Raw genomic sequence first — 17739 nt, 5'->3', positions numbered from 1 at the left:
CTCTTGGGTCCAATCGCCGGGAGCAGCATGACCGACGCGCCGCTACTCTCGATCCAAGGCGTGTCGAAGCGCTTCAGCGCCGTCACGGCGCTGGACGATGTGTCGCTCGAGGTGGGAAAAGGCGAGTTCTTCGCGCTGCTCGGGCCGTCGGGCTGCGGCAAGACCACTTTGATGCGGCTCGTCGCCGGCCTCGAGACGCCGGATGCGGGACGCATCGAGATCGCCGGCGTGGATATGAGCGGCGCGCCGCCGCATCGGCGCCCGGTCAATCTGATGTTCCAATCCTATGCGCTGTTTCCGCATCTCTCGGTGTTCGAGAATGTCGCCTTCGGCCTACGCCGCCAGGGCAAGGACAAGGGCGTGATCCGCGCGCGCGTCGCCGAGCTTCTCGACATGGTGAAGCTCGCCGGCGTCGAGAAGCGGCGCCCCGATCAACTCTCCGGCGGGCAGAAGCAGCGCGTCGCTCTGGCGCGCGCGCTCGCGCCCGGGCCGCGCCTATTGCTGCTCGACGAGCCCCTGGGCGCGCTCGACCGGCAATTGCGGGAGGAAACGCAATTTCAGCTGAAGGAAATTCAGAGGAAGCTGAAGACGAGCTTCGTCGTCGTCACTCATGATCAAGACGAGGCGATGGCGATGGCCGACCGCATAGCGGTGATGCGCGCCGGACGCATCGAGCAGATCGGCGCGCCAGCCGAGGTCTATGAGCGGCCGGCGACGCGCTTCGTCGCCTCCTTCATCGGCGAGATGAATTTTCTCTCGGGCCGCATCGCAGGCGAGGCGTTCGTCGGCGCCTTCGGGCGCCTTCCGGCGCCGCGCTCGGAGCTTCGCGAAGGCGCCAAGGTTGTGCTGGCCGTGCGGCCGGAGCGCATCGCGCTCTCCCCGGACGGGGTCGAGGGAATAGTCGAGGATGTGGCCTTTCGCGGCAGCGCCATTCACATCCGCCTGCGCCTTTCCGGCGGCGAAATTCTGCGCATCTCGCGCAGCGCCAATGACGGGCCGGGCGTAGCGATCGGCGACGCCGCATGCGTGACGATCGCGCCCGAAGCGGCGCGGCTCTTCGCGGACGAATGATGCGAACGCTTCACAACACGACTCCGCGGAAAGAAAGCCCGGCGCGCTCGAGCGCGACTCCTTCTCCCATAGGGAGAAGGTGGCCCGGCGAAGCCGGGTCGGATGAGGGGAACACGCGAATATCAGGGAGACGGGAACCCCTCACCCGGCCGCTCCGCGGCCACCCTCTCCCTCTGGGAGAGGGACGCGCCCTCCACTGCCAGAGCGTCGCAGCGGATAGGCTTCGAGACATCTGCTTCGGCGCCTCGAGATGAGCCAGTCCCCGCCCCCCGGCAAGCCCCGCAAGCTCACGCGCGGCGAATGGCTCGTCATCGCCGCGCCTGCGGCGTGGATCGCGCTGTTCTTCCTCGCGCCCTTCGCGCTCATCGTCAAAATCTCGCTGTCGCAGCCGACGCAGGCGCGCCCGCCCTATGAGCCCGTCTTCGATCTTACGAATGGCGTCGTCGCAAAGCTCGCGCAGCTCGGCTTCGACGCCTATCGCGGCCTCGCGGCGGACTCGCTCTATCTCGACTCCTATCTCTCCTCGCTCGGCATCGCCGGAGCGGCGACGCTGATCTCGCTGCTCATCGCTTATCCTTTCGCGCTCGCCATCGCGCGCGCGCCGCGGCGCTGGCGTCCGTTGCTGATCGGCCTCGCGGTCGCGCCTTTCTGGACGAGCTTTCTCATCCGCGTCTACGCCTGGATCGCGCTGCTGAAGGATGAGGGATTCATCAATCACGCATTGATGTGGCTCGGTCTGATCGACGCGCCCCTGCCCTTGTTCGCGACGCGCGGCGCCGTCGTCATCGGCATCGTCTATTCCTATCTGCCCTTCATGCTGCTGCCGCTCTATGCGGCGATCGAAGGACAAGACCCGTCCTTACGCGAGGCGGCGGCCGATCTCGGCGCCTCGCCGGCCGCTGTGTTTCTGCGCGTCACCCTGCCGCTGTCGCGGCGCGGAATCATCGCCGGGGCGCTGCTCGTCTTCATTCCCGCGGTCGGCGAATTCGTCATTCCCGATCTTCTCGGCGGCTCCGACACGCTGATGATCGGCCGCAGCTTGTGGAACGACTTCTTCGCCAATCGCGACTGGCCCGCGGCCTGCGCCGCCGCCGTCACTCTGCTGGCGCTGCTGCTGGTTCCGATCCTCTTCTTCGAGCGCGCGCAGATGCGCGAGGGGCAGCGATGAGCGCGCGCCTTCTCCGCAATGCGACGCTCGTTCTCGGCTTCGCCTTTCTCTATGGACCGATCGCGATCCTCACCGCGATGAGCTTCAACGCCTCGCGGCTCGTCACCGTCTGGGGCGGCTTCTCGACCAAATGGTACGCGGCGCTCGCCCATGACGAGCGCATGCTGCAGGCCGCCGGAGTCAGCCTGTCCGCCGCTGCGCTGTCGGCGCTGATCGCGACCGTCAACGGCGTGCTGGCGGCGGTGGCGCTGGCGCGGTTTCGCGCCTTTCGGGGCCGCTCGCTGTTCGCCGGCGCGCTCTATGCGCCGCTCGTGCTGCCGGAAGTGGTTTTCGGCCTCGGTCTGCTGCTGGTCTTCGTCGCGCTCGACGTCGAGCGCGGCTTCGTCACTCTGGTGCTGGCGCACGCCGCCTTCACCATGTGCTTCGCCACTGTCATGATTCACGCCGCGCTGAAGGACTGCGACCCGACGCTCGAGGAGGCCGCGGCCGATCTCGGCGCCACGCCCTTCCGCGCCTTTCTGCTCGTCACTCTGCCGCTGATCGCGCCGAGCGTCGTCAGCGCCTATCTGCTCGCCTTCACTCTGTCGCTCGATGATTTCGTCATCGCCAGCTTCACCACCGGCCCGGGCGCGACGACGCTGCCGATGCGCATCTATTCGCAGGTGCGGCTCGGCGTCTCGCCGGAAGTCAATGCGATCTCGACCCTGCTGCTCGGTTTCGTCGCGTTGATTCTGACGGCATCCGCGCTGCTGACGCGCGGACGCGCCAAGGGCGGCGGCGCGGGGTGAAAGACCAGCGTCGCCTTCATCCAGACGTGCGTCGATAGCTCAACTCTGCCTCAGCGCCTGCTGAAAGCGTATCGGCTCGCCCGTCCCCGGCGCGAGCAGCTCGCCATCCCACATCACCTTCACGCCGCGGACAAAGGTCCCGATCGGCCAGCCGGTCACCTCCACCCCGTCATAGGGCGTCCAGCCGCAGCGCGAGGCGATCCAGTCGTTGCGGATAGTCTCGCGGCGCTTCAGATCGACGACGGTGAGATCGGCGTCATAGCCGGCGGCGACGCGTCCCTTGCCGGCGAGGCCGAAGAGGCGCGCCGGGCCGGCGCTGGTCAGATCGACGAGACGCTGGAGCGTCAGCCGCCCGGCGTTCACATGATCGAGCATCAAGGGCACGAGCGTCTGCACGCCGGTCATGCCGGAGGGGCTCTCCGGATAGGGCTTGGCTTTTTCCTCGAGCGTATGCGGCGCATGGTCGGAGCCGAGCACATCGACGATCCCCTGCGCGACGCCCCGCCACAGCCCGTCGCGATGCCGCGCGTCGCGCACCGGCGGATTCATCTGCGCCAGCGTGCCGAGCCGCACATAGGCCTCCGCATCGAGCGTCAGATGGTGCGGCGTCACCTCGACGCTGGCGATATCCTTGTGTGCGGCGAGAAATTCGATCTCCTCGGCGGTGGAGATATGCAGCACATGAACGAGCGCGCCTTTCTCTCTCGCGATGCGCAGCAGCCGCTCGGTCGAGCGCAGCGCCACGATCTCGTCGCGCCAGAGGGGATGTGAGGTCGGATCGCCAGGAACGCGCAGAGGCTTGCGCTCCTCGAGGCGATATTCGTCCTCGCTGTGGAAGGCGGCGCGCCGGCGCGTCTGCGAGAGAATAGCGGCGATTCCGGCGTCGTCGGCGACCAGCAGCGAGCCGGTCGAGGAGCCCATGAACACTTTGATCCCGGCGGCGCCGGGCAGACGCTCGAGCTCCGGGATGTCCCGGATATTGTCATGCGTGCCGCCGACCCAGAAGGCGAAATCGCAATGCGCCCTGCCCTTGGCCCGCGCCACCTTGTCCGCGAGCTCGGCGGCGCCGGTGGTCAAGGGCCGAGTGTTGGGCATTTCGAAGACGGCGACGACCCCGCCGAGAACGGCGCCGCGCGCGCCGGTCTCCAAATCTTCCTTATGCGTCGCGCCGGGCTCACGGAAATGCACCTGGCTGTCGATGACTCCCGGCAATATATGAAGTCCCGCGCAATCGACGCGCTCCCCGGCCGAGGCCCGCGAGAGATCGCCGATCTCGGCGATGCGGCCGCTGGCGATGGCGACGTCGCGGGGGCCGACGCCGTCATGATTGACGAGCATTCCGCCGCTCAGAATGATATCATAGGTTTCGCGCATAGCTGGCGCCTCGCTTGCAGGACTCTGGGCAGCGAACTTATCTTCGACGCGAATGAAGGCTGCGCTCGCCTCGAGACACGATCTAGCGCACTCCGACGCCGGCCGGAACCCGCCATGCGCCTGGAGCCGCGACGAGCGGCCCTGTCGATTCGCCGACATTTGGAGCACATCGGACAATGGCCAGCGCCACTCTTCTCTCGGATCGCGGCGTCGTCGAGGTCGCCGGACCCGACGCGGCGAAATTCCTGCACGGCATCCTCACCAATGACGTGAACTCGCTCGCGGCGGGCGAGGCGCGCTTCGCCGCGCTGCTGACGCCCCAGGGCAAGATCATCACCGATTTCATGATCTTCGCCAAAGCGGCCGAGGACGGGCTCGTGTTCCTGCTCGACTGCCCGGCGGCGCTGAAGGAGACGCTGCTCGACCGGCTGAAATTCTACAAGCTGCGCGCCGCCGTGACCTTGACCGACCGCAGCGGTGAATTCGCCAGCGTTGCTTTTCCCGAGGCGGCGGAAAAGCCCGAGATCGACGCCATCGCCCTCGCCGCCGACCCGCGCGCGCCGACGCTCGGCTGGCGCGGCCTCGTCGCCAAGGCGCTGGCCGTCACCGTCGCCACCGCGCCGCGCGCGCTCTATGACGCGAAGCGAATCGCCGCCGCCGCGCCCGACGGCGGGATCGATTTCGATTATGGCGACGCCTTCCCGCATGAAGCCAATATGGACCGTCTGGCCGGCGTCGACTTCAAGAAGGGCTGCTTCCTCGGTCAGGAGGTGGTCTCGCGCATGAAACACCGCGGCCCGGTGCGCAAGCGCGTCACCACTTTCCATGCGCAGGGCCCCGCTCCCGCTCCGGGCACGCCGGTGAAGGCGGGCGAGGTCGAGATCGGCGTGACCGGCTCGGCCGTCGGCGGCGAAGGCCTGGCGCTGATTCGGCTCGACCGGCTCGCCGACGCCAAGTCCGGCGGCGCCGTGCCGCTGGCCGGCGGGATCGCGCTCGACTTTTCCGTGCCGGAGGCTTGATCCCGACCTCGATCGACTGTCCCCGACTGTGGCGAAAAAGTCGCGGTCGCCGGAAATTGCGTCGGCTCCGCGACATTGCCTAGGTCTAATTTCGTAAGGCCTGCTATAAGCGCGAACGGGGCAGTCGAATCGTGAGGTTGAAAAAATGAAGAGGTTCTTGCTCGGCGCTTTGCTTGCGACCACGGCCCATGCCGCGCTCGCCGCCGACCTTCCCAGCCGCAAGGCTCCGCCGATGTTGCCGCCGCCGCCGCCGCCGCCGATGTGGACGGGCTTCTACCTCGGCGCCAATGTGGGCTATGGCTGGCTCGACAATTACACGCGCGGCAATTCCATCACCGGCTGGAATGGCGCCGGCTGGGTCGCGGGCGCGCCGAATGTGGCCGACAATGGCAGCTCGAACGGCGGCGTCGTCGGCGGCGGCCAGGTCGGTTATAACTATCAGTTCCATCCGGCGTGGGTCGTCGGCGTCGAGGCCGACATGCAGGCCGCCAACATCGGCGACAATGGTCCGTCCTTCCTCGGCACCACGCGCGCCGTTGACTGGTTCGGCACCGTTCGCGCTCGCATCGGCACCACCCTGTTCAGCCCCGAGCTGCTGATCTACGGCACGGGCGGCTTCGCCTATGGCGACGTTCGTCTGAAGCATGCGCTCCTCGGCACGCTCGGCCAGACCGGCACCGGCTGGACCGCCGGCGGCGGCCTCGAGTGGCTGTTCGCGCCGAACTGGTCGGCTAAGGTCGAGTATCTCTATACCGACATCGGCTCTTCCGATTGGGGCGGATTCAACAACTTCGAGCAGCGCGTGCACGTCCAATCGGTTCGTGCGGGCGTGAACTATCACTTCAACCTGTTCGCTCCGCCGCCGGCTCCGGTCGTCGCGAAGTATTGATTTGAAGTGAGGGGCCGCGCCGTTTGACGGCCCCGCGTCGGATCGTCCCGACGCTTCGAATGGGGGAAGTCCACGCCGCCGCGTCGGAGTTCGCGAGTTTTCGCAGCTCCGATGCGGTGGTGTCGAATTATTTAGAGAGCAAATTCTGATCGATCGAACGGTTCCGTTCGATCGGAAAGCGCTCTAGTCATTGCTTCATCGAAACCGACGGGCCTCGAGAGCGAGCCAACAGTCTCGCGGTCCAGGTGGGCTGCGCCAGGAGCGCGCGAGCCTGTTGGCTCGCTCTCTCAGCCCTGTCAAATCGGCCGAACATGCGCCGGAGCCTTCAGGATTTCGTCGTGGCCGCGGATTCCTTGCGCAGGCGCAGATAAGCGAAACGACCGCCGACCGCGGCGACGAGGCCGGCAAAGAAGATATAAGCGTAGAGTTCGGTATTATCGAGCAGGCCGACCGTGAAATGGTGCCGCCCGACGAACTCCTTCGCGCCATCGTCGCTGGAAAGCCGCGCATAGAGGCTATATTTGCCGGGGCCGGCGATATTCACGTCGAAATTGACCATGCCGTTCCGGTATTTCTGCGACGGCAGACGCAGCACCGTGTCGGCCTCGGACGGCTCGCCGGCGCCGGCCGCCTCGCTGTCGCGGATGACGCGAATATCCCAATTCATCTCGCGCAGCTCGGCGTCGGGAGCGTCGAGCGCGATGACGGTCGCCCCCGTGTCGGGCAGAACGTCGCAGACGCGATCGATATTCTTCTTCGGCTGCATGGCGACGAATTTCATCGTCTTGGAGCCGCCGAGCGCTATCGGACACTCGGGATCATAATAATGCCAGCCGGCCGCGAGCGCCTGCGGCGCGCAGAGGACGGCGAAAGCGGCGGAAGCGACCCGAAGCGGGCTCGAAAGACGACGCGCGACCAATTCCCGGATTCTCCCCGAAACATCATGGCGCCTGAAATTGCGATGTTTCGTATTATTTTGCAATTGTCCGCGCGCCTTCGCATCGCGTCGCCGGCGGCTGCGCCCGGGAAGCGCGGCCGAAGCGCCTCAGCCCGGCGCCGCCGCCACGGCCAGCCGCCGGCCGCGCTCATGCGCCCGCAGCAGCGCCAAGGCTTCGCCCAGACCGTCCACGACCGCGAGGCAGAGTCCCCGCTCCTCGGGCGAGGGCGCGATCAGATCGGGCGCGAGAATGGTCATGGCGCCTGCGGCCACGGCCGAGCGCAGGCCGGTCGGCGAATCCTCTATGGCGAGACAGCGCTGCGGCGGCGCGCCCAGCGCCCGCGCCGCCAGCAGATAGGATTCGGGGTGCGGCTTGCCGCGCGCGACATCGTCACGCGTCACCAGCGCGGAGAAATGGGCGAGCAGGCCGGAGCGGCCGAGATGATGCTCGGCGGTCGGACGGCGCGAGGAGGTGGCGACGGCGAGCGGAATATTCATCGCCGTGAGATATTCGACCAGCTCGCGCGCCCCGGGCTTCAGCGGAACGCCGGCCCGCGAGGCGCCGCCGACGAAGGCGCCGCAGGCGTCGACCAAGGCGTCGAGCGGGACGTCCGGCCCGAAGCGCTCGAGCATCAGCGCCTCGCAATCCTGCATCGGCCGGCCGATCATGGCGAGACAGAACTCGCGGCCGATGTCGACGCCGACAGCGCGGCCCGCATCGATCCAGGCGTCGACGTAGAGCCGCTCGGTGTCGAGCAGCGTGCCGTCCATATCGAAGACGACGGCCTCCACCGGATGAGGGAACATATGAGCGTCCTCTCGCTGGCCCCCTGCGAGAAGAACCCGATTCGCAACGCGTTCCGATGACGAACAGGTCACGGGCGCGTGTCGGCAGAATGAGCAGCCGACTGTCGACGCGCGACGGCTTCTCCCGCCTGCGGGAGAAAACGCCCTATCCTGAAACGCCTTGCGTCCCTGCCTCCGCCACCGGCGTCCACAGCACCTGCTCGATCCGCTCCGCCCCGGTCGCCAGCATCACCAGGCGGTCGAAGCCGAGGGCGACGCCGCTCGCCGGCGGCATTTGCGCCAGCGCCGCCAAAAAATCCGCGTCGATCGGATAGCGCTCGCCATAGATGCGCTGGCGCTCCTCCATCTGCTCCTCGAAGCGCCGACGCTGCTCGATCGGATCGGTCAGCTCGCCGAAACCATTGGCGAGCTCCACCCCGCAGGCGAATAATTCGAATCGCTCGGCGAAACGCGGGTCCTGCGCCTTGGGCCGCGCCAGCGCCGCCTCGCTCAACGGATAATCGCATAGCAGGGTCGCGCGCGAGCGGCCGAGCTGCGGCTCCACTTTCTCGGACAGGATCTTGCTGAAGAGGTCCGACCAGCTATCGTCCGGCGTGACGCGTATCCCGTCGCGGACGGCGGCGCGGGCGAGGCCGTCACGGTCGCCGATCAGCGCGGCAAGGTCAATCCCCGCATAGCGATCGAAGGCCTCGCGGCAGGAGATCGCCTCCGGCTCCTCGAACGCGTCGACGCTGGAGCCACGATGGACGAAGCGCTCGGCGCCCACGGCCTCGGCGGCGGCGGCGAGGAGGCCGGCGCAATCCTCCATCACCCGCTCCGGCGGCGCGCCGGCGCGATACCATTCCAGCATGGTGAATTCGGGATGGTGCAGGGCCGAGCGCTCGCGATTGCGGAACACGCGGGAGAAGGTGAAAATGCGCTCCTCCCCCGCCGCCAGCAGCTTCTTGCAGGAGAATTCGGGAGATGTATGCAGATAGAGCCGGCTCGCCGCGCCCGCGGAGTCGATGAGATCGGTGGCGAAGGCGGAGATATGGGTCTCATTGCCCGGCGATAGCTGCAGCGCCGCCGTCTCGACCTCGCAAAAACCCTCGCGGGCGAAAAACTGCCTGAGAGCGGCGGCAATTTTGGCGCGAGCCTTGAGAAAAGGCTTGCGATCGGCGTAAACATCGCGGGCCCACCAGGGCGACACTCGCGTCATTCCTCGGCCATACCGGTTCGAGAGCGAGAGGTTCGAGAGCGGCGCGCGCGGCTCGATCCCCATAAGGTTCATAGACCCGCCGAGCGCGGCCAGCAATCGAGGATGGAAAATCGTGAAAGTCATCGCCAGTTCGATCCGCAAGGGCAATATCATCGAGAAGGAGGACGGCCACCTCTATGTGGTGCTGAAGGCCGAGAGCTTCTTCCCCGGCAAGGGCACGCCGACGACGCAGATCGACATGCGCCGTCTCGCCGACGGGGTGAAGGTCGCCGACCGCTACAAGACCACCGAGCAGGTCGAGCGCGCCTTCGTCGAGGACCAGGATTTCAGCTATTTGTTCGGCGACGACGACGGCTTCACCTTCATGAACACCGCGACCTATGATCAGGTCATCGTGCCCAAGGACGTGATCGGCGATCAGGCGCAATGGCTGCAGGAAGGCATGGTCTGCATTCTGTCGCTGTTCAACGGCGTCGCGGTGGCGATCCAGCTGCCGGCGCGCGTGACGCTCGAGATCACCGAGACCGAGCCGGCGATGAAGGGCCAGACCGCCTCCTCCTCCTATAAGCCCGCGATCGCCTCCAATGGCGCCCGCGTGATGGTGCCCCCGCACATTCAGGCCGGCACGCGCATCGTGATCCAGACGGAAGACGGCAGCTACGTCGAGCGCGCGAAGGACTGACGCTTCAGCGACGCCCGCCGCCTCCTCTCCCCGCTCGTGGCGAGAGGAGGCGGCGGGCGTCGTCGGTTCTCTTCAAAGCTCATGAAGACCGGCGCTGCGCTCGCTCGTTCAGTCACGCCACAAACGCCCGCAGCTTCCTCTCCAGCGCCGCGCGGTCCTTCAGTTCGCATTCCCACACCACCAGCGCGCGCCAGCCGAGCGCCGCGAGCCTTTCGGCATGGGCGGCGTCGCGGGCGCGGTTGCGGGCGATCTTGGCGCGCCAATAATCTGCGTTCGCCTTGGGCGCGCGGGCGCCGCGCGCGCAATCATGGCCGTGCCAGAAGCAGCCATGCACGAAAATCGCGAGCTTTCGCCCGACATAGGCGATATCCGGATTGCCGGGAACGTCTTTACGGTGCAGCCGATAATACGGCGCGAAACCGCGCAGCAGCGCTCGCACCGCGCGCTCGGGCGAGGTGTCGCGCGATTTGACCGCGCGCATGATCGCCGAGCGGCGGGCGGGGTCTTCCGTCTGCATCGATCCTGTGAATAATCGAGACGGAGCGAAAGAGAAATGCCGAAACACGCTTCCGATCTCGACGCTCTGCGCCGCGGCGATCTCTCCGGCGCACGGGCGCTGCGCCTGCCCGGCCTCACGGAGCTGCCGCGGGAGGTCTTCGGCCTCGCCGACACGCTGGAGGTTCTCGATATCGGCGGCGGCGCGCTGACAGCGCTGCCCGACGATATGGGCCGGCTGCGCCGGCTGCGCATTCTGTTCGCTTCGAATAATCGCTTCGAGCGTCTGCCGCCCGCGCTCGGCGACTGCGAGAGCCTCGCCCAGATCGGCTTTCGCGCCGCCGGACTGCGCGAGATACCGGCCGAATCCCTGCCGCCTTCGCTGCGCTGGCTGACGCTCACCGACAATCGCATCGAGCGCCTGCCCGATGCATTGGCGCAGCGGCCGCAGCTGCAAAAACTGATGCTGGCCGGCAATCGGCTGTCGGCGCTTCCGCGCGGGCTGGCCGAGGCGCCGGCGCTGGAGCTGATCCGTCTCGCCGCCAATCGCTTCGAGACGCTTCCCGCCTGGCTCGGCGACATCCCGACGCTCGCCTGGATCTCCTGGAACGGCAATCCGGCGGAGCGCGCCCTCCCCGCCGCGCGCGCCGCGGCGGCGCCATGGGCCGAGATCGAGCTCGGCGCGCGTCTCGGCGGCGGCGCCTCCGGCGATGTGTTTCGCGCGACATGGCGCGGGCGCTCCGTTGCGGTGAAGCTGTTCCGCGGCGCGATGACCAGCGACGGCGCGCCCGAGAGCGAGATGGCGGCGAGCCTTTCCGCCGGGGGGCATCCACATCTCGTTTCTGCGCTCGGGCGCGTCGTGGGCCATCCAGAGGGCCGCGCCGGACTGATGACGCCGCTGCTGCCAGAGCATTGGCGCGCGCTCGCCGGGCCGCCCGATTTTACGAGCTGCAGCCGCGACGTCTATGACGAGGCGCTGCGCCTCGAGCCGGCGGCGGCGCTGCGTCTCGCGCGCGGGATCGCGACGGCGGCCGCGCATCTGCACGCATGCGGCGTGCTGCATGGCGATCTCTATGCGCACAATATCGTCTGGGACGGGCGCGACGGCGAGGCCGCGCTCGCCGATTTCGGCGCCGCGAGCGCGCTGCCGGAAGGGGACGAGCGCTGGACGCGCGTGGAGGTCCGCGCCTTCGGCGTGCTGCTCGAGGAGCTGGCGGCGCTGAGCGACGCCGAGCCGCTGCGCGCGCTGGCCCGCGCCTGTCTCCAGCCGCACGGGCGCCCGTCGATGGCCGATGTAGCGCAGGAGCTGAGCCGCCGGCTCTGATCCACGCTTTCGGGCAAGAACAATCGCGTCGCCGCCTCCTCTCCCCGCAAGCGGCGCAAGCGGGGAGAGGAGGCGGCCGGCGCCGTTGTTCGGGCCTTACTGCGTCGCCACCGCCAGGAAGACGCCGGCGGTCGCGACGCCATTGCCGCGCAGATTATTGTCGCGATAGCTCTCCACCTGCCCGCCGGCCGCCGCCGAGGCGCCGGTCGCATTGCCGCTCGCCACCGAATGCGCGAGACGCAGGATCGAGCCCTTGTCGGTCGCGGAGAAGCCGATCGAACGGTTGTTGCTCGAGACGGCGTTGCGCGCCGACACGACGCCGCCGCCGCTCGCGACGACGCCGACGTCGTTCTTCGTGGAGAAGCCGCCGACGAGGCTCATCACGCTTCCGCGTTGGACGCGAACGCCGAAGGATTTGTTGCCGGAAAAGCGCGAGTTCTCGATCACGCCCTTCACCGCGCCGTCGAGCGGCGAGATATCGACGCCGGCCGTGCTGTCCGCGCCCGTCGCATTGTCGAGGACGAGGGAGGTCTTCGTGACCGGCGCGATGAGATAGGCCGCGGTGGCGAAGCGGCGCGCGACGCAATCGGCGATGTGCAGCGAGCCCGCGCTCTTCAGCCGGACGCCATTCGCGGCGACGCCGGCGCCGTCGAGCGAGAGCCCGCGCAGATGCACGACGTCTTCCTTGCCCGCGACGATGGTGATCGCGTCGCCGCCAGCGGCCGGCTGCGCGATGTCGGCGACGCCGGCGCTCTCATTGACGATGCTGATCGACTTCTTGATGACGACGGGCTTGTAGTCGCCGCTGTCGATGATGACCACCGTGCCGCCGGACGCCACCTTGTTGTGCGAGGCCTGCAGCGTCAGGCACGGCAGGTTGATGGTGTCGCAGGCGTTGGCGTCATTGCCCTTGCCGGAGACATAGATCACATCCGGAGCGGCGAGCGCGGGCGCGGCGACGAGCAGCGCGGCGACGGCGGGGCCAATGCGAAGATAACGGTGAAAAGCGCTGTGCGAAATCATTGTCGAGTTCCTTTCGATCGTTCGTTCGTCACAGATTGGGAACGATGGTGAGCGCGCCGCCCGCGACGGGGACGCCATTGCCGCGCAGATCATTGTCGCGATAGCTCTCGACGACGGCTGGACCCGCGCCGATCATCACGCCCACGGCGTTGTCGGCCGCGACCGAATGCGCGAGGCGCACGAGCGCTCTCGCGCCGACGGCGGCGATCCCCGCGCCCGAGGAGCAGGCGGCGTTGCCGCTGGAGACGATCTCGCGCAAGGTCACATCGGCGAGCTGCCGCGCCGAGGCGCTCACCAGCACGCCGTTGCAATTGCCCGTGAACACGCTGTCGCTCGCCTCGACCTTCACCGGCCCCTTGGCCACATTGGCGTCGACCTGCAGACCCCAGCTCATATTATGCGAGGCGGTGACGCGCTCGATGACGCCATTGACGCCGCCGGTGGTCGGGTCGACGACGATGGCCGAATCGGTATCGGTGACAGTCGAATCGACGAGAGAGAAATCGACCGCGTCGGCGACGATGCCGAACAGCAGCTTGCGCACGCGCAGATTCGCCATATGAACGAGACGGCCCGAGATCAGCGCAACGCCATTGCCGCCGCCCTGCCCGGTCCCCGCGCCGACGATGGTGAGACCGCGCAGCGTGACCACGTCGGACGCGCCCGCGCCGACATAAATCGCAGTCTGATTGGGCTTCATGCTCAGCACGCCGGCGGCGCCGACGCCGTCATTCACGATGCTGATCGCCTTGTTGATGTTGACCGGACCGTAATCGCCCGGATCGAGCACCTGCACCTGACCGCCGGCGGCGATCTGGTCATGCGCGAATTGGAAGCTGCGGCAAGGCGCCGCGATCGCGCCGCATCCGAGAACATCCGCGCCATTGCGCGTGGAGACATAGATGCGGTCGGCCGCCTGCGCCTGAAAGGCGCCGAGCGCCGTCGCGGCCATTGTCGAGAGAAGCAAGGTTCGTTTCATGAGAGCCTCCGAAATCGTCGTTTCAACGGTTCTCTGATTAGCCATTGCGTCATCGCCGCAATGTGAGCCGGCGCACGCGGCGGAGCGCGCCGCTGGACCGCGGGCCTTCAGGCTCGCTCCTTGCGCTCCTCATGTCCGCCGACGCCGGTTTCCCGATCCTGCGGCCATGGTGTAAGCTCACCCCCACAGGGAGAACCGACCATGTCCGAGACCGCGGGCGCAGCGCCCATCGAAACGCAGATCCTCGTCGCCGGCGCCGGCTCGACGGGCCTCGCCGCCGCGCTCGCCTTCGCCCGCGCCGGCTGGCGGGTGACGCTCGCCGGACGCCCGCCGGCGCCCCTGCCCGGCCGCACGGTCGCCCTGTTCGAGGCCTCGGTCCGCTTCCTCGAGTCGATCGGCGCGCTCGAGGCGGTGAAGGCCGCCGCCTGCCCGATCGAGACCATCCGCATGATCGACGACACCGATCAGCTGCTGCCGGTGCCCGATCTGGTGATGCGCGCCGAGGAGATCGATCTTCCCGCTTTCGGCTACAATGTCTCCAATGACGAGCTGACCGCGATCCTGCAGGAGCGCGCGCGAGCGGAAAGCATCGAGATCGTCGAGGCGGAGATCGCCGATTATGATTTCGAGGGCGATCTCGTCGCGGCGCGGCTCGCCGACGGGCGCCGCATCGAGGCGCAATTCGTGATCGCCGCCGACGGCCGCGCCAGCCGCGCGCGCAACGCCGCCGGAATCGACACCAAGGAATGGACCTATCCGCAGATCGCGCTCACCGCCCTGCTGCGCCATGAGCTGCCGCACGACAATATCTCGACCGAATATCACACGCGCTCCGGCCCCTTCACTCTGGTGCCGCTGCCGGCGTGCGGCGAGGCGGAGAATCGCTCCAGCCTCGTATGGCTGATGAGCCCGCGCGATGCGCGCCGCCGCCTCGCCAAGCCGCGCGCCGAGCTCGAATACGAGCTCGAGGATCACGCCCATGGCAAGCTCGGGACAATGACGATCGAGAGCGACATCGGCGAGTTCCGCATGGGCGGAATGCAGGTGTCGCGACTGACCGCCGGGCGGCTCGCGCTCGTCGGCGAGACCTGCCATGTGTTTCCGCCGATCGGCGCGCAGGGGCTGAACTTGAGCCTACGCGACGTCGCCGATCTCGAAGATTGCCTCGCCAGCGTCGATCTGCGCAACGAGCGCGAATTGTCTCGCGCGCTGCTGCGCTATGAGCTGCAGCGGCGCGCCGACATCGGCTTCCGCACCCATGGCGTCGATCTGCTCAACCGCTCGCTGATCATTCCCTATCTGCCGATCGACCTCATCCGCGGCGCCGGCTTCGTGGCGATGACGGCGCTCGGGCCGCTGCGCCGCGCGGTGATGCGCGAAGGCGTGGCCCCGCATCTGGCGCGCCCGCGGCTGATGCGCGGCGAGGAGCCGAGAGAGCCGCGCCTGCGCGGCAAGCGCCCGCGCCCCGGCGCAGAGCTGGTCGGCGCCGCGCGCGAGGCGCTGGCGCTGCTGCGCCCCGGCCGCCGCGGCGCGGGGCGCTGAGGGCGCGTCACACCTCCCTGCCGGCCTCGGCGAGCAGAACGACGCCGACGGCCTTGTCGACATTCATGTCGCTCGCATCCTTGTGCGGGCCGAGCTGCGGCTTGTCGTCGGGATAGCGGTTGAGCATCACCAGCGTCATCATCGGCGCGCCGCAATCATGCACGCTGTCCTGCGCGCCGGGAACCATCACCCGCGCGGAGGCCGGGAATTTCTGCAACGCCGCGATGAGCTCGCCCACCGTCTGCGGCCGCTCGCGCGTGAATGTCCGTTCCTCCGCCACTATCGCTCTCCTCTTCGCGCTTTCGCCATCGCGCCCGCGATCCGGACCGATGGATCATTCCGCTTCGTCTCGACTATGCAAGATTCGGCGCGCGAGATCGTCGCCGCGCATCACGGCGTCATCCGCCTCGCGCCGACGCCGGGCGGCGGCGAGACCTTCAGGCTGATTTTTCTTGCAGAAGCGGCGCTTTCCGCGAGCGCGAGGCGCGTGCGACGGCCCGGCGCTCGCTCGCCAGAAGATCGTCGATCGATCGCGGAGGGCTGACCAGATAGCCCTGAATCTCGTCGCAGCCCAAACGACGCATCATGCGCAGCTGCTCCTTCGTCTCGACGCCCTCGGCCGTGGTCTCTGCATGCAGATCGCGCGCGAGCGCGATGATCATGCGCACGATCGCCTCGGTTTCTGGCCGCGCGACCGCCTCCTGCACGAAGGAGCGGTCGATCTTGATGCGATCGATCGGAAAGGCGCGCAGATGCGACAGCGCCGAGCAGCCGGTGCCGAAATCGTCGAGCGCGATGGAGACGCCCAATCGCCTGATGTCCTCGAGGCAGCTCATCGTCGCGGCGTTCTCGACCAGAATGGTCGACTCGGTGATCTCGAGCTCGAGCCGCCGCGGCGGCAGGCCCGCGGCTTCGATCGCGCGCGCGACATCCAGCGCGAAGCCCGGCTTCTCGATCTGCGTCGGCGAGAGATTGACGCAAATGCGCGTGTCCGGCGGCAGATGCGCCGCCGCCAGCGCGCAGGCTTCGCGCAGCGTCCATTCGCCGATCTCGTTCATCAATCCCGCCTTCTCCGCGAACGGCAGGAATTGCGCCGGCGAGAGCAGCTCGCCGCTCGGATGGCGCCAGCGAACCAGCGCTTCATAGCCGCTGACGCGCCCGGCGGAGAGCGCCACCATCGGCTGAAAATGCACCTCGAGCTGGCGCCCCGCGACCGCCTGTTTCAGCTCCTGACGAATTTGCCGCTCCGCGGCGGCGCGGGCCTCGATCTCGCTGTCGAAGAAGCGCAGGCGCCCGCGGCCGTCGCCCTTGGCGTCATAAAGAGCGATGTCGCCCTTCTGCATCAAGGTCGAAAGATCGCGGCCGTCCCGCGGCGCGCAGGCGACGCCGATGCTGACGCCGATCGTCACGCTGGCGTCCTCGAGATCGAAAGGCGCGCTCACCGCCTCGGCGATCTTGGCGGCATAGTCGCGCACGCAGGCGCGCGAGCGCGCGCCCGCCTGCACGACGACGAACTCGTCGCCGCCGACGCGCGCAAAAAAATCACCGGGCGCGAGACGCGCGGCGATGCGATCCGCGACCATCTTCAGCAGAAGGTCGCCGGCGCGATGGCCGAAGGCGTCATTGATCTCCTTGAAATTGTCGAGATCGACGCAATGGAGCGCGATGCGCGCGCCCTCGTCGATCGCCTTCGCCGCCACCATTTCGCCGTGCCGCTCGAGACCGACGCGATTGGCGGCGCCGGTGAGCGAATCATAATAAGCGAGCCGATGAATGCGCGCGTTGCGCTCCTCCTTCTCGAGCGCGAGAGCGCAAAGATGCACGCAGGTCGCGACGATCGTCTTCTCGAGCTCGCTCGGACCGCGGCAGGTCGGAAAATAGAAGGCGATAGTGCCGATCACGCGTCCATCGGAGGCATGGATCGGCGACGACCAGCAGGCGCGCAGGCCGAGCGGCAGCACTGAGCTTCTGAAATTCGCCCAGCGGCTGTCGGTGGCGACGTCCCGGCTTTCCACTGGCGCGCCGAACCAGGCGCAAGCGCCGCAGGAGCCGACATTCGGGCCGATCGCCAGATTTTCGATCATCGCCGAGTAATGCTGCGGGAGGCTCGGCGCAGCGAGCGTGTGCAGCAGTCCGGCCCGATCAACGGACAGCACCGAGCAGACGACGCCCGGCGCCAGATCTTCGGCATGCCGGCAGAGCCTGTCCATCACGACGCCGATCGACCGGCCGCGCGCGAGGCTTTCGAGCACATCATGCTGAAGCGCGCGCAGACCTTCGGCTGTCTTGGAACAATCTTTACAGTCGAGTGCGAGCATTCTATCCAGCCCTCGAAGACAAGCTTACGTTGCCGCCGCATCGATGCCGGAACAGCTGCGCCCCCGACAAAGAGGCATCGCCATTCTTACGCAGATCGGCGTTCATATACGTCTAGCTCGTCAGC

Annotated in this window: 17 protein-coding genes; 8 read left to right on the top strand and 9 right to left on the bottom strand. The window is 67.7% G+C overall.

What is annotated here, in order from left to right:
- The first annotated feature begins 27 nt into the window (after window positions 1-27).
- From CQW49_RS20585 to CQW49_RS20575, 3 genes are all read left to right on the top strand, one after another.
- The gene (locus CQW49_RS20585) at window positions 28-1071 is read left to right on the top strand and encodes an ABC transporter ATP-binding protein (RefSeq protein WP_003611532.1); all 1044 of its coding nucleotides are present in this window, start codon (window positions 28-30) and stop codon (window positions 1069-1071) included.
- A 250-nt stretch (window positions 1072-1321) separates the two neighbouring features.
- On the top strand, window positions 1322-2239 hold the full coding sequence (locus CQW49_RS20580) for an ABC transporter permease (RefSeq protein WP_003611535.1): 918 nt from the start codon (window positions 1322-1324) through the stop codon (window positions 2237-2239).
- A complete protein-coding gene (locus CQW49_RS20575) occupies window positions 2236-3027 on the top strand; it encodes an ABC transporter permease (RefSeq protein ID WP_003611536.1) in 792 nt (263 codons plus the stop codon). Before CQW49_RS20580 ends, CQW49_RS20575 begins: the two co-directional genes overlap by 4 nt.
- A 39-nt stretch (window positions 3028-3066) precedes the next feature.
- Here the strand turns inward: CQW49_RS20575 and CQW49_RS20570 are convergent, their stop codons facing one another.
- Entirely contained in the window at window positions 3067-4401 is a 1335-nt protein-coding gene (locus CQW49_RS20570) for a dihydroorotase (protein WP_003611537.1), read from the bottom strand.
- A gap of 176 nt (window positions 4402-4577) precedes the next feature.
- Here CQW49_RS20570 and ygfZ point away from each other — a divergent pair, with 176 nt between their 5' ends.
- Both ygfZ and CQW49_RS20560 read left to right on the top strand, forming a co-directional pair.
- A complete protein-coding gene (gene ygfZ, locus CQW49_RS20565) occupies window positions 4578-5420 on the top strand; it encodes a CAF17-like 4Fe-4S cluster assembly/insertion protein YgfZ (protein WP_003611538.1) in 843 nt (280 codons plus the stop codon).
- 145 nt (window positions 5421-5565) lie between these two features.
- Complete coding sequence (locus tag CQW49_RS20560; RefSeq protein WP_003611539.1) at window positions 5566-6309, top strand: outer membrane protein; 744 nt, start codon at window positions 5566-5568, stop codon at window positions 6307-6309.
- Window positions 6310-6634: 325 nt separating this feature from the next.
- Here the strand turns inward: CQW49_RS20560 and CQW49_RS20555 are convergent, their stop codons facing one another.
- From CQW49_RS20555 to epmA, 3 genes are all read right to left on the bottom strand, one after another.
- On the bottom strand, window positions 6635-7228 hold the full coding sequence (locus tag CQW49_RS20555) for a hypothetical protein (RefSeq protein ID WP_003611540.1): 594 nt from the start codon (window positions 7226-7228) through the stop codon (window positions 6635-6637).
- Window positions 7229-7354: 126 nt separating this feature from the next.
- The gene (locus CQW49_RS20550; RefSeq protein WP_003611541.1) at window positions 7355-8053 is read right to left on the bottom strand and encodes an HAD family hydrolase; all 699 of its coding nucleotides are present in this window, start codon (window positions 8051-8053) and stop codon (window positions 7355-7357) included.
- 145 nt (window positions 8054-8198) lie between these two features.
- Window positions 8199-9251, bottom strand: a complete 1053-nt coding sequence (epmA, locus tag CQW49_RS20545; protein ID WP_024749443.1) for an EF-P lysine aminoacylase EpmA — start codon at window positions 9249-9251, stop codon at window positions 8199-8201.
- 109 nt (window positions 9252-9360) lie between these two features.
- Here epmA and efp point away from each other — a divergent pair, with 109 nt between their 5' ends.
- Complete coding sequence (gene efp, locus CQW49_RS20540; protein ID WP_024749444.1) at window positions 9361-9933, top strand: elongation factor P; 573 nt, start codon at window positions 9361-9363, stop codon at window positions 9931-9933.
- Between the two features lie 112 nt (window positions 9934-10045).
- On the opposite strand, the gene CQW49_RS20535 is transcribed toward efp, so the two are convergent.
- The gene (locus tag CQW49_RS20535; RefSeq protein WP_003611544.1) at window positions 10046-10450 is read right to left on the bottom strand and encodes a very short patch repair endonuclease; all 405 of its coding nucleotides are present in this window, start codon (window positions 10448-10450) and stop codon (window positions 10046-10048) included.
- A gap of 36 nt (window positions 10451-10486) precedes the next feature.
- On the opposite strand from CQW49_RS20535, the gene CQW49_RS20530 reads away from it, so the two are divergent.
- Window positions 10487-11752 carry a leucine-rich repeat-containing protein kinase family protein gene (locus CQW49_RS20530; protein ID WP_003611545.1) on the top strand — a complete coding sequence of 422 codons (1266 nt, stop codon included), beginning with the start codon at window positions 10487-10489 and terminating at the stop codon, window positions 11750-11752.
- A gap of 96 nt (window positions 11753-11848) precedes the next feature.
- Here CQW49_RS20530 and CQW49_RS20525 read toward each other — a convergent pair whose 3' ends face one another.
- Together CQW49_RS20525 and CQW49_RS20520 are read right to left on the bottom strand one after the other, a co-directional pair.
- Complete coding sequence (locus CQW49_RS20525) at window positions 11849-12775, bottom strand: right-handed parallel beta-helix repeat-containing protein (protein WP_003611546.1); 927 nt, start codon at window positions 12773-12775, stop codon at window positions 11849-11851.
- Between the two features lie 28 nt (window positions 12776-12803).
- Entirely contained in the window at window positions 12804-13754 is a 951-nt protein-coding gene (locus CQW49_RS20520) for a right-handed parallel beta-helix repeat-containing protein (protein ID WP_003611548.1), read from the bottom strand.
- A gap of 201 nt (window positions 13755-13955) precedes the next feature.
- On the opposite strand from CQW49_RS20520, the gene CQW49_RS20515 reads away from it, so the two are divergent.
- Window positions 13956-15296 (top strand): FAD-dependent monooxygenase, encoded by a 1341-nt coding sequence (locus tag CQW49_RS20515; RefSeq protein WP_003611550.1) that lies wholly within the window; start codon window positions 13956-13958, stop codon window positions 15294-15296.
- Between the two features lie 7 nt (window positions 15297-15303).
- Here CQW49_RS20515 and CQW49_RS20510 read toward each other — a convergent pair whose 3' ends face one another.
- Window positions 15304-15576 (bottom strand): hypothetical protein, encoded by a 273-nt coding sequence (locus CQW49_RS20510; protein WP_003611554.1) that lies wholly within the window; start codon window positions 15574-15576, stop codon window positions 15304-15306.
- Between the two features lie 157 nt (window positions 15577-15733).
- Window positions 15734-17614 (bottom strand): putative bifunctional diguanylate cyclase/phosphodiesterase, encoded by a 1881-nt coding sequence (locus CQW49_RS20505; protein ID WP_003611555.1) that lies wholly within the window; start codon window positions 17612-17614, stop codon window positions 15734-15736.
- Between the last annotated feature and the right edge of the window lie 125 nt (window positions 17615-17739).

The sequence above is a fragment of the Methylosinus trichosporium OB3b genome (genome assembly GCF_002752655.1).
GTDB lineage: Bacteria > Pseudomonadota > Alphaproteobacteria > Rhizobiales > Beijerinckiaceae > Methylosinus > Methylosinus trichosporium.
The sequence above is the reverse complement of the archived record's forward strand: the minus strand, read 5'-3'. Positions and strand labels throughout refer to the sequence as shown.

Excerpts from the sequence above, each read along its gene's own strand:
- ygfZ (WP_003611538.1), top strand. The coding sequence starts at position 4,578 with ATGGCCAGCGCCACTCTTCTCTCGGATCGCGGCGTCGTCGAGGTCGCC.
- CQW49_RS20530 (WP_003611545.1), top strand. The coding sequence starts at position 10,487 with ATGCCGAAACACGCTTCCGATCTCGACGCTCTGCGCCGCGGCGATCTC.
- CQW49_RS20520 (WP_003611548.1), bottom strand. The coding sequence starts at position 13,754 with ATGAAACGAACCTTGCTTCTCTCGACAATGGCCGCGACGGCGCTCGGC.
- CQW49_RS20580 (WP_003611535.1), top strand. The coding sequence starts at position 1,322 with ATGAGCCAGTCCCCGCCCCCCGGCAAGCCCCGCAAGCTCACGCGCGGC.
- CQW49_RS20560 (WP_003611539.1), top strand. The coding sequence starts at position 5,566 with ATGAAGAGGTTCTTGCTCGGCGCTTTGCTTGCGACCACGGCCCATGCC.
- CQW49_RS20575 (WP_003611536.1), top strand. The coding sequence starts at position 2,236 with ATGAGCGCGCGCCTTCTCCGCAATGCGACGCTCGTTCTCGGCTTCGCC.
- CQW49_RS20505 (WP_003611555.1), bottom strand. The coding sequence starts at position 17,614 with ATGCTCGCACTCGACTGTAAAGATTGTTCCAAGACAGCCGAAGGTCTG.
- CQW49_RS20535 (WP_003611544.1), bottom strand. The coding sequence starts at position 10,450 with ATGCAGACGGAAGACCCCGCCCGCCGCTCGGCGATCATGCGCGCGGTC.
- CQW49_RS20550 (WP_003611541.1), bottom strand. The coding sequence starts at position 8,053 with ATGTTCCCTCATCCGGTGGAGGCCGTCGTCTTCGATATGGACGGCACG.
- CQW49_RS20570 (WP_003611537.1), bottom strand. The coding sequence starts at position 4,401 with ATGCGCGAAACCTATGATATCATTCTGAGCGGCGGAATGCTCGTCAAT.
- CQW49_RS20585 (WP_003611532.1), top strand. The coding sequence starts at position 28 with ATGACCGACGCGCCGCTACTCTCGATCCAAGGCGTGTCGAAGCGCTTC.
- epmA (WP_024749443.1), bottom strand. The coding sequence starts at position 9,251 with ATGACGCGAGTGTCGCCCTGGTGGGCCCGCGATGTTTACGCCGATCGC.
- CQW49_RS20525 (WP_003611546.1), bottom strand. The coding sequence starts at position 12,775 with ATGATTTCGCACAGCGCTTTTCACCGTTATCTTCGCATTGGCCCCGCC.
- CQW49_RS20515 (WP_003611550.1), top strand. The coding sequence starts at position 13,956 with ATGTCCGAGACCGCGGGCGCAGCGCCCATCGAAACGCAGATCCTCGTC.